Consider the following 15,407-nt stretch of genomic DNA (forward strand, 5'->3'; position numbering starts at 1 on the left):
TTAATTAGTAAGGTGGTTCAGGTGGAGCTCTCCAACACCTTCACGGTCAATCTGCCGGTCGATGAAGCCTGGCGGGTGCTGACCGATCTGGAACGCGTCGCACCGTGCCTGCCGGGCGCCTCGCTGCAGGGCGTGGAGGACGGCGTGTACCGCGGCGGGGTCAAGATCAAGGTCGGCCCCGTGTCGGCGCAGTACCGGGGAACCGCCCGGTTCGCCGAGAAGGACGACAAAGCGCACCGAGCGGTGGTCCGTGCCGAAGGCAAAGACGCGGGCGGGCAAGGCAACGCCGCGGCGACGGTGACCATGAGCCTGGCCGAACAGGGGTCGGGAACCAAGGTCGACGTCCGCACCGAGCTCGACTTGTCCGGGCGGGTCGCCCAGTTCGGCCGGGGAGTCATCTCGGACGTCACGAACAAGCTGATCGGCCAGTTCGTGCGACGGCTGGAAGCCGAGTTCGCCCCGGGCTCCGCGTCGACCGAGGCGCCTGCCGCGGCCCGCGCCGCCGCTCCCGCCGACGAGGTCGAAGCGCTCGATGTCTTCTCGAGCATGGGCGGCCTGATCGCCAAGCGCGCGCTGCCCGTCGTCGGCGGACTGATCGCGCTCCTGGCCGGGATCCTGGTGTTGCGCAACCGCGGCCGCTCCGGTGCCCCGTCGGCGTCCCCGCCCGTAGTGATCAACCTGTCGTTTCCGGTCGCAACCGGCCGGACCTACCCCGAGGAGGCGGTCCTGTGACGGACGAGCTGATCCGCGAACCCGCGCTCTACATCGGCGGCGACTGGGTCGCCGGCCACGGCGACGACAGCGAAGTCGAGAACCCGGCCACCGAGGAAATCACCGGTGTAGTGACCCAGGGGACCGAGTTCGACGTCGACCAGGCGGTGAGCGCCGCCCGCGCGGCCTTCCCGAAGTGGGCGGCCACGCCGGTCGAAGACCGGGTGGCGGCGCTACGCCGCCTGAAGGACGTCCTCGCGGACCGGGCCGACGCCTTCGCCGGCCTCATCAACCGCGAACAAGGCTCACCGCTGCCGCTGGCACGGAAGCTGCACGTGGACGTGCCGCTCGCCGTCATCGCCCGCACGGCGGACGCCCTCGCGGAATTCCCCTTCCGCGCCCAGCGCGACAACTCGGTGATCCTGCGCGAGCCGGTCGGCGTCGTCGCGGCGGTGACGCCGTGGAATCTCCCGCTGCACCAGGTGATCGTGAAGGTCGTTCCGGCGATCGCGGCCGGCTGCACAGTGGTGCTCAAGCCCGCCGCCCTCACCCCGCTGACCGCGTTCGAGCTGGCACGCGCTTTCGAGGCCGCCAAGTTCCCGCCCGGGGTGCTGAACCTGGTCACCGGAGGCGGTCGGGTGGTGGGTGACCTGCTGTCTCGCCACCCGGGCGTCGACCACGTCTCCTTCACCGGCTCCACGCCGGTGGGGCGGCAGGTCGCCGCGGCCGCGGCCGAGACCGTCAAGGGCGTAACCCTGGAACTCGGCGGCAAGTCCGCGAGCGTAGTGCTCTCGGACGTGTCCGACGAGCTGCTGGCGAAGGCGGTCAAGGTGACCGTGGCCAACTGCTTCCTCAACGGCGGCCAGACCTGCACGGCGTTGTCCCGACTCATCGTCCCGGCGTCCCGCTTGGCGCAGGTGGAGCAGCTCGCCGCCGCGGCGGCGGCCAAGTACATGCCCGGCGACCGGCTCGGCCCGCTGATCTCGGCGGGGCAGCGCAAGGAGGTCGAGAGCTTCCTCGACCCGCAGGGCGGCAAGCTCGTCACGGGGAGCCTTCCGGTTCCGGACAAGGGACACTTCGTCGCCCCAGCCGTCTTCAGCGAGGTCGACCCCGCCTCACGGCTCGCCAGGGAAGAGATCTTCGGCCCGGTCCTGTCGATCCTGCCGGCCGACTCCGACGACCACGCGATCGAGCTGGCCAACGACTCGATCTACGGCCTCGGCGGCGCGCTGTGGATCGGCGACGTCGACCAGGCGCTGGACTGGGCGGCCCGGATCCGCACCGGCCAGATCGACGTCAACGCGGCGCCGTTCAACCCGCGCGCCCCCTTCGGCGGCTACAAGCAGTCCGGCATCGGCCGGGAGATCGGCGACTTCGGCATCGAAGACGTCCTCGAGATCAAGGCGGTGCAGCTGTGACGGACGGATACCAGGTCGAAGTGAACGCGCTCGTGCTGCGGTCGCCGGACAAGCCGATGGAGGTCGAACGCATCCGGCTGAAGGACGTTGGGGCGGGTGACATCCGGGTACGTATCGACGCCACTGGCGTTTGCCACTCCGACCTGTCGCTGGCCCGCGGCGTGCTCGCCCAGCAGTTGCCCGCGGTGCTCGGGCACGAAGCCTGCGGCACCGTCGTGGAGACCGGTTCCGCCGTCACAGACCTGCGGGAAGGCGACCGCGTCATCCTGCTGTGGATCACGCCGTGCGGGCACTGCGTCAGCTGCGCGCGCAACGAACCGCACTTGTGCGTCAACGGGTCCGCGCGGGGTGCCGAGCCCTACGCGCTGGACTCGTCGGGTGAGCCGGTCTACCCCGGACTGACGGTCGGCTCGTTCGCCGACCAGACCGTCGTCCCGTCCGCGGCCGCGGTCAAGGTGCCCGACGACATCAGCACTGAAGACGCCGCTTTGCTGGGCTGCGCCATCACGACTGGCGTGGGCGCGGTCACGAAGACCGCCGCCGTCACTACCGGCTCGTCGGTGCTCGTCGTCGGCCTCGGCGGCGTCGGACTGGCCGCGGTGCAGGGCGCCCGACTCGCCGGCGCTGCGAATGTCATCGCGGTGGATCGCAATCAGGACAAGGCGAGTCTGGCGATCGCGCTCGGCGCGCACCACTTCGTGCCAGCCGACGACGACACCAAGAAGACCGTCCGGGGGCTCACCGACAAGCAAGGCGTCGACTTCGCTTTCGACTGCGTGGGTTCCTCGCGGACGATCCGCGACGCGTGGGGAATGACCCGGCGCGGCGGGACCGCGTGCGTGGTCGGCATCGGCGGAAAGGACGACCAGGTCAGCTTCAGTGCCTTGGAGCTGTTCCACTTCGCCCGAACCCTGGTGGGCTGTGTCGCCGGCTCGCTGGACGCGAACCGAGACCTGCCGCGCTACTTCGACCACATCCGGGACGGCCGGCTCGACTTGGCGGCGATGGTGACCGGGCACGGCAAACTGTCCGATGTGGAGGCTGCGCTGGCGGAAATGGCCGCCGGACGCGGCATCCGCACGTTGGTCGTGCCGGACGGTGCCCGATGAAGGTCGGGGCGCTGAGCGTCGAACCCGTCTACGACGGCTACGGCCAGGAGCCTGCCCGCGAGGTGCTGACCTACCCGGGGCGGTCGGACGCGTGGTCCTGTCACGAGCATCTCCTCGACGAGTCCGGCCGCCTGCGGCTCGAGCTCGGCGGCTTCCTGGTGCGGACCGGGGAACGGGTCATCCTGGTGGATGCGGGTGTCGGGACGATCGACAACGACAAGTACCACGGCGGGCGGTTTCTGGAGAGCCTGCGTGCGCTTGGGGTGGATCCCTGGGACGTCACCGACGTCGTCTTCACCCACCTGCACTTCGACCACGTGGGGTGGGCCACGAAGAAGGGCGAGGTCGTGTTCCCGGACGCGACCTACCGCGTCCACCGCGCCGACTGGGCGCACTTCGTCGAGAGTCCCGACGCCGATCCAGGCGCGGTGCGCAAGCTTTCCCCGCTCACCGAGCGGCTGGAGACGTTCGAGCACGACACCACCCTCGCTCCGGGGTTCGACGTCCGCCACCTGCCCGGCCACACCCCGGGGACTGCGGTCTACGTGGTGTCGAGCGAAGGGGAACGGGCGATGCTGCTCGGCGATGTCGCGCACTCCCCGGTCGAACTCACGGATCCCGCATGGGAAGCCGTCTTCGACCTTGACCCGGTGGCCGCGCGGAAGGTGCGCGCGGACCTCGTCGCGGTCGTCACGGACCAGCCCGATTTCGTCGCCGCCGCGCACTTCCCGCCCGGCCGCCTGATCACCGTGGACGGCGAGCGCCGGTTCACCCCACTCGAGAAGGAATGACCATGGATCTTCAGCTCCGCGGCAAGAACGTCCTCGTAACCGGTGCCGGGCAGGGCCTGGGCCGTGCGATCGGGCTCGCGTTCGCAGCGGAAGGCGCCAATGTCGCCTTCCACTACAACTCCTCCTCCGACGGCGCGGAACAAGGCGCGAAGGAGGCGGCTGCTCTGGGCGTCAAGTCGATCGCCGTGGGCGCGAACCTGCAGGACGGCGAATCCGTGACGCGCGCGGTGGCCGAGGTCGCCGACCAGATGGGGTCGATCGACGTGCTGGTCAACAACGCGGCCGCGACCCAGAGCAAGCCGTTCCTCGAGACGACCGAAGAGGACTGGGCACCGCAGATCGGGGTGACGGTGGCGGGCACGCTGCGCGTCACCCAGGCGGTGGCTCGGCAGATGGCGGAGAACGGCGGCGGGTCGATCGTCAGCCTGATGGGCGACTCCGGCCGCGTGGGCGAATCGCGGCTGCTCGTCACGGCGACCACCCGCTCGACAACCGTCGGGTTGACCAAATCGCTGGCCAAAGAACTGGCGCGGCACAAGATCCGTGCGAACGCCGTCTCGATCGCGCTCGTGCAGACCCAGAGCCTCGACGCCCACACCGGCAACGCGGACGAGGCCAAGATGAAGAAGATCCTCTCCGCGTACCCGCTGCGCCGCCTGGGCACGCCCGCCGACATCACCCCGACCATCCTGCTGTTGGCCTCGCCGCTGTCGTCCTGGACCACCGGGCAGATCGTGTCGGTCAACGGCGGGTACACGATGCCATGACCGCGCACGACGACGAGCCCGACGACGGGCGCGCGGTCGGACGAGCCTTCCGCCGCAAAGAGGACACGCGGCTGCTGACCGGCCGCGGCCGGTACGTCTCCGACCTGCAGCTGCCGAGGATGCGACACCTCGCGTTCCTGCGCAGCCCCTACGGCCACGCCCGGATCAAGTCCGTCGACACCTCCGCACTAGGCGTCGCCGCGCGCGCGGTGTTCAGCGGCGACCACCCGGCGTTCGCGGCGATCGGGCTCCGTGCGAGGTCCGCGTTGCCGTCCTATGTGGAGACCGAGCAGCCGATCCTGGCCCGGGACAAGGTGCGGTTCGCCGGTGAGCCGGTGGCCGTAGTGGTAGCAGACGACCGGTATCAGGCCGAGGACGCGCTCGAGCTGATCGACGTGGACTACGAGCCGTTGCCCGCCACGGTCACCGCATGGGTGGCGCCGAAGGAGCCGGTGCACGCAGACGCGCCGGACAACGTCCTGCTGGAGCGCACTTTCGACACCGGCGAGGTGCCGGATGCCTTGGCGCAGGCCCATCTGGTCATCGAGCGCGAGTTGGTGACCAACCGGCACGCGGGAAACCCGATGGAGTGCCGAGCCGGGGCGGCGGTCTGGGACGGCGAGCGCCTGACGTTCTGGTCCGGCACCCAGGTGCCGCACATCGCGCGGAACATGCTCGCCGAGCTGCTGGGCCTGCCCGAGGGCACCATCCGGGTCATCGCTCCCGATGTCGGCGGCGGTTTCGGCGTCAAGGCGGTGCTCTATCCCGAAGACGTCGCTGTCTGCCTGGTCGCACAGCAGATGCCCGGCATCCCGGTGAAGTGGGTCGAAGACCGTGCCGAGCACCTCCTGGCCGCGACGCACGCCCGAGACCACCGGTATCGGGTGCGAGCGGGGTTCACCGCCGACGGCGAGCTGGTGGCGCTGGACGCCGACGTCACGTGCAACGTGGGCGCCTATTCGGTCTACCCGTGGACAGCCGGCATCGAGCCGCTGATGGCCGGCGGGCTCCTGTCTGGGCCGTACCGGCTGCGGAATTACCGGTGCACCGTCCGCGGCGTCGCGACCAACACGTCGCCATCCGGGCCATATCGCGGCGTCGCCCGCCCCGCGAGCGTCTTCGCGATGGAAACCCTGCTCGACGAAGCCGCAGCCGCCCTGCGGATGTCCTCTTTGGACATCCGCACAAGAAATCTGATCACCCCGGCGGAGATCCCGTACCGGATGCCGTCCCGGCTCGTCGACGACTCCGGGTGGTACGGCGAGTGCCTCGAGAAGGCGATCGCCACCATCGGCTACGACGACTTCCTCGTGGAGCAAGGTCGGCGGCGAGAGGAAGGGAAGAATCCGATCGGGCTCGGCATGGCCTGCTACAACGAGCTGACCGGCCTCGGCCGGGCTGCTGCCGCGGGGCCGCGGATGCCGTTCCGCACCGGACACGACGCCTGCACGGTCCGGGTCGACCCCGATGGCCGCGTCACTGTCCTTTCCGGAGTCACGTCGCAGGGGCAGGGCTTGGAGACGACAGTCGCGCAGATCGTCGCAGATGCGGTCGGTGTCCGCTTTGAGGACGTCGAGGTGCGCATCGGCGACACGAACGAATCCTTGTGGGGGTTCGGCGCGTTTTCCTCGCGGCAGGCCGTCATCGGGGGCGGGGCCGCCCACCGTGCCGGAACGTCGGTGCGGGAGAAGATCATCCGGCTGGCGAGCGAGTTGTTCGAGGTAGGCCCGGCCGATGTCGAGATCAAGGCGGGCGAGGTCAGGGTCGTGGGCGAGCCGAAGCCGCTCGGGACGCTGGCCGAAGTCGCCCGGGTCGCCTACCTCGAGTCGAATCGACTGCCCGAGGGCATCGAGCCAGGCCTGGAGGCGACGGAGTTCTACGACCCGATCCGGGGCGCGTTCGCGGCGGGCGCGCAGGCCGCGGTCGTCGAAGTCGACCGGGCGACCGGGGAAATCCGGATCCTCAAGTGGGTGTGCGTCGAGGACGCGGGCACGGTGATCAACCCGCAGATCGTCGAGGGGCAGATCGCCGGGTCGATCGCCCAGGGCATCGGCGGCGCGCTGTACGAGCACCTGATCTACGACGAGTCAGGGAACCTGTCCACCGGAACGCTGATGGACTACCTCATGCCCACGAGCGCCGAGGTCCCGGACCTTGTCATCGACCACCTGTCGAATCCGGCGGACAACCCGTTGGGGGTACGCGGAGTCGGCGAGGGCGGCACCCTCGGCCCGAACGCGGTGCTGGCCGGGGCCGTTGCCGATGCTCTCGGCGTCCGGGTCACCCACCTGCCGCTGTCCCCGGCTGCCGTGTGGGAGGCACTGCGATGATCACCACCGAGGAACAGGGCGGCGTAGGGCGGATCGTGCTCGACCGCCACGAGAAGCGCAACGCTCTCGACATCGAACATCTGCAGTCGCTGCGAGCGGCGGTGGAGAAGTTCGCGGACACCTCCCGCGCGATCGTCGTGACCGGTGCCGGCACGAGCTTCTGTGCCGGTGCCGACTTCGGCGGTGTCTACGGCGAAGGGTTCCGCACCGCGCTCTACGCGACTCTGCACGCCATCACCGCCGCGCCGGTACCAGTGATCGCGGCGGTCAACGGTCCCGCGATCGGGGCCGGGACACAGCTCGCGATCGCCTGCGACCTGCGCGTGGCGGCCGACACCGCGGTCTTCGCGGTGCCGACAGCCCGCAATGGGCTCGCGGTGGACCCGTGGACCGTCCGGCGGCTGGCGTTGCTGGCGGGCGGCGGAGCAGCGCGCGCAGTGCTGCTCGGCTGCGAGCGGCTGGACGCGGCACGCGCACTCGGCTGCGGTCTGGCGGACCGGCTAGGGACGGACGCCGAGGCGACCGCGTGGGCCCGGGAGATCGCGGAGTTCGCGCCGTTGTCGTTGCGGTACGCCAAGACCGCGCTGGAGTCGCTGTTCGAGCCTCGGCGGTGGGATCCCCGCCTCGACCAGCTTTTCGATTCCTGTTGGAGCAGTGAAGATTTCGCCGAGAGCCAGCGTGCCCGCGACGAGAAACGCGCCCCGCGGTTCCGCGGGCGCTGAAAGGTCCGCCATGAAACCAGCTCCGTTCGACTACCTCCGCGCCACGAGCGTCCGGGAAGCCGTGCAGGCCCTGGCCGACGCAGCCGGCGACGGGAAGATCATCGCCGGCGGACAGAGCCTGGTGCCGGTACTCGCGCTGCGCATGGCGCGGCCCAAGGTCCTGGTCGACATCAACCGGATCCCCGGGCTGTCCACGATCGTGCCGGTTGACGGCGCCCTCCGGATCGGGGCGCTCGTCCGCCACGCCCGCCTCGTGGAGCAAACGGCACACCCGATGCTTGCCGAGGCCGCGCGGTGGATCGGGCACACGGCGATCCGTTCCCGGGGCACCTGCGGCGGCAGCATCTCCCACGCCGACCCGGCCGCGGAACTGCCAGTGGTCGCCGCTGCGCTCGGCGCGACCGTTCACATCGCTAGCCTGCACGGTACTCGCACAAGCTCCGCGGCAGACTTCTGCACCGGTCCGTTGGAAACCACGCTCGCCGACGACGAGGTGGTCACTGCGGTCGACATGCCGTTGCCGCAGCGCTGGGGATTCGCGGAGTTCTCCCGCCGGCACGGCGACTTCGGTCTGGTCACCGTCGCCGCCGCCGAGGTCGGCGGACACTGGCGGATCGCGATCGGCGGCGTCGGCGGCGTCCCGCTGCGCGCCGAGGAGGCTGAGCAGTTGCTCGACGCCGGCGCTCCACCGCACGAGGTGGCTGCCGCAGCCGCCGCAGCCGCCTCGCCGAGCTCCGACATCCACGCCTCGGCCGAGTACCGGCGTGCGATGACTGAGGAATTCGTCCTCCGTGCCCTCGGGCAGGAAAAGGAGCGTGTCGCAGCATGAAGATCGAACTCGCTGTCAACGGGGATCGTCAGCAGATCGACGTCGAGCCGAGGCGAACGCTCGCTGACGCGCTGCGCGAAGACCTCGGACTGACCGGCACGCACGTCGGTTGTGAGCACGGGGTCTGCGGCGCGTGCACCGTTCTGGTCGACGGCGACCCGGTCCGCGCGTGCCTCATGTTCGCGGTCCAAGCGGAAGGCACCTCGGTGACGACGGTCGAGGGGATGGCCGGGCAAGACGGCTGCCTACACCCTCTTCAGGAGGCGTTTTCGACGCACCATGGGTTGCAGTGCGGCTTCTGTACTCCGGGCATGCTGATGTCCGCGCTCGACTTGCTCAACCGCGAAGAACGGCCGTGCCGGGCCCGCATCCGAGAAGAGCTGTCGGGCAACATCTGCCGGTGCACCGGCTACGTCGGCATCATCGACGCTGTCGAGGCGGCGGCGAGCGAACTGGCCGCCGAACCGGAGCCGTCGTGACGCGCCGCGGGGTCGTCCTGCGGCTCCGCGGCGCGCCGGCAGCCGGGCTTGGGCGCACCTGCCAAGTTCTCGATGAAGCCGGCTGCGACACGCTGTACTTCGAAGAGGACTTCGTCTCGTGCGCGGCGGCGGCCGTGGTGACCCGGCGGGTCCGCATCTGCTGCTTGACCACTTCCAAGGACGCGCCGGCCGTGGCGGAGGCAGCCGAAACCCTTGACTACCTCAGCGATGGCCGCTTCATCCTCGGCGTTGGCCCGCTGCTTGCCGACGACGGCCCCTACAGCGGAGCAGCGGCAGCAGAAAGGATCCTCGAAGAGGTTCTCGCACGCGTGCCGAAGCTCCCTGTGCTCGTGGCGGGCAGCGGCCGAGGACCCGCCCGGCTGGCCGCCGAGTTCGCTTCCCGGAATCATCCGGAACGCGACGAAGCCATGACTCCCTTGACGAGATGCCTCCAATCCGTGGGCGATGCGTCCGCCTGGCTCGCCGGAGTGACGCGGTGAGCGAACTCCGAGCTGGCGTGAGCGAGCGAATCGTCCTCGACGTCGCCCTGACCCTTTTCGCGGAGCGCGGCTTCCACGGCACCGCTCTGAGCCAGATCGCCGACACTCTGGGCATCCGCACACCCAGCCTTTACAACCACATGCGGTCCAAACAGGACCTGCTGCGCGCAATCGTGGACGAGACCACGGCGACCGTGCTCGAGGAGTTCCACCGTGCGACCGCGAACGGAGACTGGGAAACTCGGCTGCGCGGGGCCACCCGGGTCTACGCCTACCGCCACGCGACACACCGCCGCCAAGCCCTGGTGGTCAACCGCGACACAGATTCTCTCGACGAGCCGCATCGCAGCCGCCTGCAGAGCAGGCGCCGGCAGCACGAGCACGCCTTCCGCGCGATCATCGCAGGTGGAGCTGCTGCCGGAGCTTTCCATGTCGATTCGCCGGCACTTGCCTCATTCGCGATCCGGGAGATGTGCGTGAGCATCGCTCGGTGGTTCCGGGACGACGGAAACCTGTCCGCCGACGATGTCGCGGAACAATACAGCCGTTACGCGTTGAGCATCGCTGGCGCAGAGTCGATAAGAACTAATCCGGCCAGGGCTCCTGTCTCAGCAGTCCCAAGGGACAGTTGAGCACTCGGCTATTTCTGGTCTGACTATGCGGGGTCGACATGCTCTGGACCCCGCTGTTCCCATCTGGCCGGACCGCTTCTCGCTGTTGTCCTGGCCGCCGGCGTCCTGATCGCAATCGCCGACGACGCCTCCGACCGAACCACCGACGCACCCGGAGAAGCCCCGGAACCCCGTCCGTCATGCTCACCGCCCACCCGCGCGCCGCACACCGGGTCGCCCGGGTTCGCCCCGGCTGCCGAGGCATGCGCTGGAGCATTCTCGCCGGCATCGCCGGGGAAGAATCCCGCCACGCCGCCGGCTACGCCATCGCACCGAACGGCGACATCAACCCGCCGATCCTCGGCCCCAACTGGACGGCGCCGGCACCGGCGGCAACCACACCCCGATCCGCAACCCCGACGGCACCTTCGCCTGCGCCGAAGGACTGTTCCAGTTCCTCTCCACCAGTTGGCAGACCGTGGCGCAGGACGGCAACGATGACGGAATCCGCAACCCGCAGAACGCCTTCGACGCTGCCCTCGCCGTCGTCCACCTGTGCGGCCGCGGCCCCCGAGACCTCGGCAAGGACGCCGACGTGCGCGACGCGATCTACTCGTACAACGCCAGCCGGGTCTACGTCGATCACGTCCTCGCCGACACCCGCGGCTACGACGCGCTGCAACTCCGCCCCGCCGCCCATGGACCGGCGAGCGGACGAGCCAGGCAGGTCATCGACGCGGCCATGTCCCAGATCGGTGTCCTACGCCTGGGGAGGCGGCACCGCCGCCGGTCCGAGCCAGGGAATCCGCGACGGAAGAGTGCCCGACCGGCACGGCGACTACAACAAGATCGGCTTCGACTGCGGCGGACTCGCCCGCTACACCCGCGCCCGCGTCGGCATCACGCTGCCGCACCAGCGCGGAGCCCAGTTCGCCCTGGGCGATCGCCTGCCCCGGGCCGCGGGCATCGAGGCGCTGCATCCGGGCTACCTCGTCTTCTTGTCGTTGCACCGGATCCGGGAAACCCTGCGAGCCTTGCTCAAGCGGCGGGTGCGGGAAGGGTTGTTGCTGGTGAACGTGGCGGTGCTGGTGGAGTTGCCGCGGGCGGAGCGGCCGAAGCCGCGGCTGTGGACGCCGGAGCGGGTGGCGAAGTGGCGGCGCACCGGGGAGGTGCCGTTCCCGGTGATGGTGTGGGCGGGGGAGCAGACCGGGCGGTTCCTCGACTTCGCGGTCGACCACCCGCTCTACCCGTTGTTCCATCTGATCGCGTATGCGGCGTTGCGGCGTTGCGGCGGGGCGAGGCGTGCGGGCAGCGCCGCTCGGACACGTTCCTGGACGCGGGCTGTCTGGAGGTGGCGAACCAGATCGTGCAGTACGGGTGGGAGACCGGCCAGTCCAAGCCCAAGACCCCGTCGTCGGAGGGGATTGTGCCGCTCGACCCGGACACCGTGCTCGTCCTTGCCGCGCACCTGGCCCGTCAGGACGAGGCGAAGACCCGACTCGGCAGCGATTGGCGGGAGCACGACTTGCTCTTCACCTGCCCCGACGGGAGCCCGTTGCATCCGGCGGACGTCGCGGACGAGTTCGCCCGCCTGATCGTGATGGCCGGCCTGCCCCCGATCACTCTCCACGGACTCCGCCACGGCGCGGCGACGTTGATGCTCGCGGCGGGGGTGGAGATGAAGGTGATCCAGCACATCCTCCGGCACTCGTCGATCAAGGTCACGATGGACCTCTACACCAACGTCGCCCAGGAACTCGCCGCCGACGGCGCCCGCCGGCTCGCCGGGGCCATCCCCCGGCAGGCCGCGTTGCGGCCGGCTAGCGTTCTCGGGCTCCCTCGGGCTCGCAGGAGACCACAATGGACAGTCGAGAACCGGAAGAACAACGTCCGCATAACACAAAACCCCAGGTCATCGTTTCCGACCACCTGGGGTGTGAGGGTGCGCCATCAGGGACTCGAACCCCGAACCCGCTGGTTAAGAGTGACGTACCGGGTGGTGCCGAGTGATGTCGGACAGGGCCGTTTTCCTCAGTGTGGGTGTGTCGCTGGTGTCGGGCGGTGTCGCGGTTTGTCGTCGTGTTTCTGCGCTCTCGGGCTCCCCTCGGGCTCGCAGGTGCTGGGTTGTGTCGGCCGGCCCGGTGGTCTCCGGGCGGTTGTACTTCCGGTCGTTGGCGCGCGTTGTCGGGGCGGTGCGGTGATGGGGGAGACCGGGAGTGGGGTTGCTCCGAACCTTGCTCTGTGGGTGCAGTGCGCGTGTACGGGCTTGGTGGCGGTGGGTGCGGCGTATGCGTCGTATCGGCATGGCCGGGAGTTTGCGCTGAGGTTCGGTGCGGATATGTCGACAGCGTCGATCTGGCCGTTGCTGGTCGACGGGTTGTTGACGATCGCCACGGTCGAGCTGTGGAAGAAGAGGAAGGTCGGTCGGGAACGCGGTCGGTGGGTGGCGTGGTCGGCGTTCGTGTTCGGGATTGGACTGTCGTTGCTGGCGAATGTGGGGTCGGCTCCGGTCGCGAGTCCTCTCCAGGTGGTGGTCGCGGCGTGTCCGCCGGTGGCTTTGTTGTTCGCGGTGGAGTTGTTGAACCGTGCGTTGAAGCAGCGGAATTTCGAGACCTGCTCCGAGACCGTGTGTGAACGAGGCGAGACCGAGACGGTTGCGGGTCGTCGCGGGACCGGGACCATGCCAGCGGGCCGGGGCGCAGTCGCGGAGGGTCTCGGCGGGGAGGGTGTGTTGACGGCGGAGGAACGGATGTGGGTTCACTATTCGGAGCAGGTTGCTGTGGGGCGTTCGCCGAGTGAGGCGGAGTTGGATCGGGTGGCGGGGACGCACAACTATGGTCGTCGTGTCCTTCGCCGATGGCGGCGATCGGGCCGCGTGGCGACGGTTGCCGCCGATTCCGGCAAGGCCGAGGAGTCGGCGGCAGATGCGCTTCTAGCTGCCGGCTGACGAAGCAGTGTGCCGTGCTGTCTCGTAAACGAACGAGCGCCAATGGAGATGTCAATGCATGTCAACGACGAAGCGACCACTGGTCGCATGAACCGCCTGCCTTTCATTTGTGCACTGTTGCCTGCGGATATCGACTGGATTGAGGCATTGGCGGAGGACCACTGGGTTTGCCGGTGCGGAAACGAACCGCACCTGTCAGGGTTCGTTCCGGTCGGCCGTGGGGTTCCCCCGGTGGGCCGGACACTCTGATCCTTGGCCTGGGGAAGGATGTGTTTGTGTCTGGTTCGTCGAAGTAGCCCGAGCAGGTCCGACGAGATGCCGGTCGGCGGCCCGGGTGAACAAGCCCAGAGCCTTGTTAACGCTCAGCAGGACGATTTCCTCGCGCGCCGCGCATCGGCGCGAACGGGTGGAAGACGGGCTGGTTTCGACTCGCGCCCCGCCGGTCTCAGCCCTGTCGTGCGGCTGCCGCCGCTGAACCGTATCCGGTCAGAGCCAGCCGTAATGCTTGGCGATCTGGATGGCGTCCGTCGAGTTGCGCGCACGGAGTTTCGCGATGATCCGCGTGATGTAGTTCCGCACCGTTCCTTCGGCCAGGTGCAGTTGCGTGGCGATCTCCCGGGGAGGAGTACCGGTCGCGGCCAGTTGGAGAATGCTGCGCTCGCGAGGCGTGAGGGGGTTTTCGCCGGCTGCCAGCGCGGAGGAGACCAGGTCGGGCGAAACGACCCGCTTGCCCGCGTGGACGTCGCGGACGGCTTCGACTAGATCGGCGGCGGCGACGCCCTTGGGCAGGAAACCGTTCACGCCGAGGGTGAGCGCCTCCCGGACGACGCCGGGCTTGTCGAGCGAGGTCAGCATCAGGATCCGGACCGCCGGGAGTTGGGCCCGGACCCGGGCGGCCACGGTGAGGCCGCTGATGTCGGGCAGCCCGATGTCGAGGATCAGCACGTCCGGCTTCAGGCTGTCGGCGAGCTGGGCCGCCTCCTCTCCCCGTTCGGCCACCCCGACCACCTTGATGTCGCGCTCCAGCTGGAGCAACGCGACCAAGGCCTCGCGGAGGACTCGCTGGTCCTCGGCCAGCATTACCCGGATCACCACGCGGTTGCCTCCTGTCGCGACAAGGATTCTTGGGTGTTGCCCGAACTGAACGGCAAGGTGGGCAATCGTACGTCGAGGGTGAACTTTCCGCTCGCATGCTCGGCCTTGACCGAGCCGCCGAGCCGGTCCGCCCGATCGGTGATGCTGCGCGGTATCGGACCGGCCGTTTCCCCGCCTGGGCCCGCGCCGTCGTTCTCGAGCCGGAAAACGTACTCGTGGTCTTCTTCCACCAGTGTGATGGTGCATTCGGAGGCTGAAGCATGTTTGAGGATGTTGGTGGTTCCTTCCCGGACGATCCACCCCAGCGCCTCGGCCGCGATCCCGTCCGGGGACGCGGCGACGCGGAGTTCACAGTGGACGCCGGCCGCTTCGAGAAGCTCGACCGCGCCGTCGAGTTCCCGGTCGAAAGTGGTGTTCAGTCCGCCGTGCACGATGCTGCGCATGTCGTCCAGCGAGTCTTTCGCGATGTGGTTCACCGCGGTGATCTCGGACCGCGACTGCGCCGCGTCGGTGCCGGCCAGCCGTCCGGCGAGTTCGCTGCGCAGCATGATCACGACCAGGCTGTGGCCCAGCCGGTCGTGCAGTTCCTGTGACATCCGGGCGCGTTCCTGTGTCACGCTCAGGCGGCCGATCTCCGAATGCGCCTTTCTCAGCTCGATCGTCAGCACGGCCATAGTGGTCAAGGCACGAATACTGATTCCTATCGCAATGAATTGCACGAGGAAATTGATCCCGTGATATATCTTCTCGCCGGTGCTGAACGGCATCGGCGCCACGGAGCCGCCGATGCCGACGGCCAGGAGCAGGCCGTAGACCGACCATGCGAGGCGTGGCTCGCTGACGACGACGAGGCACAGCCAGCCCGCGACGATGAGCGAGGGCGCCCAGTTTCCTGGAACGCCCAGCGCCCTGGCGGAGACCAGGACAAGCTGGACAAGGCCGAGCGTGATGACGGCCCTGGCGGAGGCGGTCGACCGGATTCGGAAGGCGAGGCCGACCATGCAGACCGCGAGGAACGGGAGATAGCTCGCCCCGATCAGGGCGGCCCCGAACTCTCCGTGCGCGGGCTTCGCGGTTTCGTACTCGCCCAGCACTGCG

Annotated in this window: 15 protein-coding genes and 1 pseudogene; 13 read left to right on the forward strand and 3 right to left on the reverse strand. The window is 69.1% G+C overall.

The features are described 5' to 3' along the window. Nucleotides 1-21: 21 nt before the first annotated feature. From ATK30_RS31210 to ATK30_RS31260, 11 genes are read left to right on the forward strand one after another with little or no spacing between them, the layout of a single operon-like run. Nucleotides 22-732 (forward strand): SRPBCC family protein, encoded by a 711-nt coding sequence (locus tag ATK30_RS31210; protein WP_101438519.1) that lies wholly within the window; start codon nucleotides 22-24, stop codon nucleotides 730-732. Further along, the gene (locus ATK30_RS31215; protein WP_101438520.1) at nucleotides 729-2,129 is read left to right on the forward strand and encodes an aldehyde dehydrogenase family protein; all 1,401 of its coding nucleotides are present in this window, start codon (nucleotides 729-731) and stop codon (nucleotides 2,127-2,129) included. Before ATK30_RS31210 ends, ATK30_RS31215 begins: the two co-directional genes overlap by 4 nt. Continuing rightward, on the forward strand, nucleotides 2,126-3,238 hold the full coding sequence (locus tag ATK30_RS31220) for a zinc-binding dehydrogenase (protein ID WP_037817659.1): 1,113 nt from the start codon (nucleotides 2,126-2,128) through the stop codon (nucleotides 3,236-3,238). The genes ATK30_RS31215 and ATK30_RS31220 overlap by 4 nt, the downstream gene beginning before the upstream one ends. Next, on the forward strand, nucleotides 3,235-4,029 hold the full coding sequence (locus ATK30_RS31225; RefSeq protein WP_020661364.1) for an MBL fold metallo-hydrolase: 795 nt from the start codon (nucleotides 3,235-3,237) through the stop codon (nucleotides 4,027-4,029). Before ATK30_RS31220 ends, ATK30_RS31225 begins: the two co-directional genes overlap by 4 nt. A gap of 2 nt (nucleotides 4,030-4,031) precedes the next feature. Next, a complete protein-coding gene (locus ATK30_RS31230; RefSeq protein ID WP_037817657.1) occupies nucleotides 4,032-4,796 on the forward strand; it encodes an SDR family NAD(P)-dependent oxidoreductase in 765 nt (254 codons plus the stop codon). Then, the gene (locus ATK30_RS31235) at nucleotides 4,793-7,126 is read left to right on the forward strand and encodes a xanthine dehydrogenase family protein molybdopterin-binding subunit (protein ID WP_101438521.1); all 2,334 of its coding nucleotides are present in this window, start codon (nucleotides 4,793-4,795) and stop codon (nucleotides 7,124-7,126) included. Before ATK30_RS31230 ends, ATK30_RS31235 begins: the two co-directional genes overlap by 4 nt. Next, entirely contained in the window at nucleotides 7,123-7,848 is a 726-nt protein-coding gene (locus tag ATK30_RS31240; RefSeq protein ID WP_020661361.1) for an enoyl-CoA hydratase, read from the forward strand. Before ATK30_RS31235 ends, ATK30_RS31240 begins: the two co-directional genes overlap by 4 nt. Nucleotides 7,849-7,858: 10 nt before the next feature. Beyond that, a complete protein-coding gene (locus ATK30_RS31245; RefSeq protein ID WP_020661360.1) occupies nucleotides 7,859-8,677 on the forward strand; it encodes an FAD binding domain-containing protein in 819 nt (272 codons plus the stop codon). Beyond that, on the forward strand, nucleotides 8,674-9,156 hold the full coding sequence (locus ATK30_RS31250; protein WP_020661359.1) for a (2Fe-2S)-binding protein: 483 nt from the start codon (nucleotides 8,674-8,676) through the stop codon (nucleotides 9,154-9,156). Before ATK30_RS31245 ends, ATK30_RS31250 begins: the two co-directional genes overlap by 4 nt. Next, nucleotides 9,153-9,656, forward strand: coding sequence for an LLM class flavin-dependent oxidoreductase (locus ATK30_RS31255; RefSeq protein WP_158242519.1), 504 nt, complete (start codon nucleotides 9,153-9,155; stop codon nucleotides 9,654-9,656). Before ATK30_RS31250 ends, ATK30_RS31255 begins: the two co-directional genes overlap by 4 nt. Before the next feature lie 17 nt (nucleotides 9,657-9,673). After that, a complete protein-coding gene (locus tag ATK30_RS31260; RefSeq protein ID WP_240690815.1) occupies nucleotides 9,674-10,288 on the forward strand; it encodes a TetR/AcrR family transcriptional regulator in 615 nt (204 codons plus the stop codon). A gap of 298 nt (nucleotides 10,289-10,586) precedes the next feature. Here the strand turns inward: ATK30_RS31260 and ATK30_RS45410 are convergent, their stop codons facing one another. Beyond that, nucleotides 10,587-10,913: a hypothetical protein gene (locus ATK30_RS45410; RefSeq protein ID WP_158714542.1), complete on the reverse strand. Its 327-nt coding sequence runs from the start codon at nucleotides 10,911-10,913 to the stop codon at nucleotides 10,587-10,589. Between the two features lie 52 nt (nucleotides 10,914-10,965). Between ATK30_RS45410 and ATK30_RS45735 the strand changes: the two are divergent. Together ATK30_RS45735 and ATK30_RS47150 are read left to right on the forward strand one after the other, a co-directional pair. Continuing rightward, nucleotides 10,966-11,259 (forward strand): annotated as a pseudogene (locus ATK30_RS45735) (NlpC/P60 family protein); the annotation flags it as partial. A gap of 197 nt (nucleotides 11,260-11,456) precedes the next feature. Continuing rightward, nucleotides 11,457-13,214, forward strand: a complete 1,758-nt coding sequence (locus ATK30_RS47150) for a tyrosine-type recombinase/integrase (RefSeq protein WP_341867372.1) — start codon at nucleotides 11,457-11,459, stop codon at nucleotides 13,212-13,214. Between the two features lie 486 nt (nucleotides 13,215-13,700). On the opposite strand, the gene ATK30_RS31275 is transcribed toward ATK30_RS47150, so the two are convergent. Both ATK30_RS31275 and ATK30_RS31280 read right to left on the reverse strand, forming a co-directional pair. After that, nucleotides 13,701-14,309 carry a response regulator transcription factor gene (locus ATK30_RS31275; protein ID WP_101438524.1) on the reverse strand — a complete coding sequence of 203 codons (609 nt, stop codon included), beginning with the start codon at nucleotides 14,307-14,309 and terminating at the stop codon, nucleotides 13,701-13,703. Continuing rightward, a complete protein-coding gene (locus tag ATK30_RS31280; RefSeq protein WP_158242521.1) occupies nucleotides 14,303-15,310 on the reverse strand; it encodes a sensor histidine kinase in 1,008 nt (335 codons plus the stop codon). Before ATK30_RS31280 ends, ATK30_RS31275 begins: the two co-directional genes overlap by 7 nt. Between the last annotated feature and the right edge of the window lie 97 nt (nucleotides 15,311-15,407).

Source organism: Amycolatopsis echigonensis, assembly GCF_002846615.1.
Classification (GTDB): Bacteria; Actinomycetota; Actinomycetes; order Mycobacteriales; family Pseudonocardiaceae; genus Amycolatopsis; species Amycolatopsis echigonensis.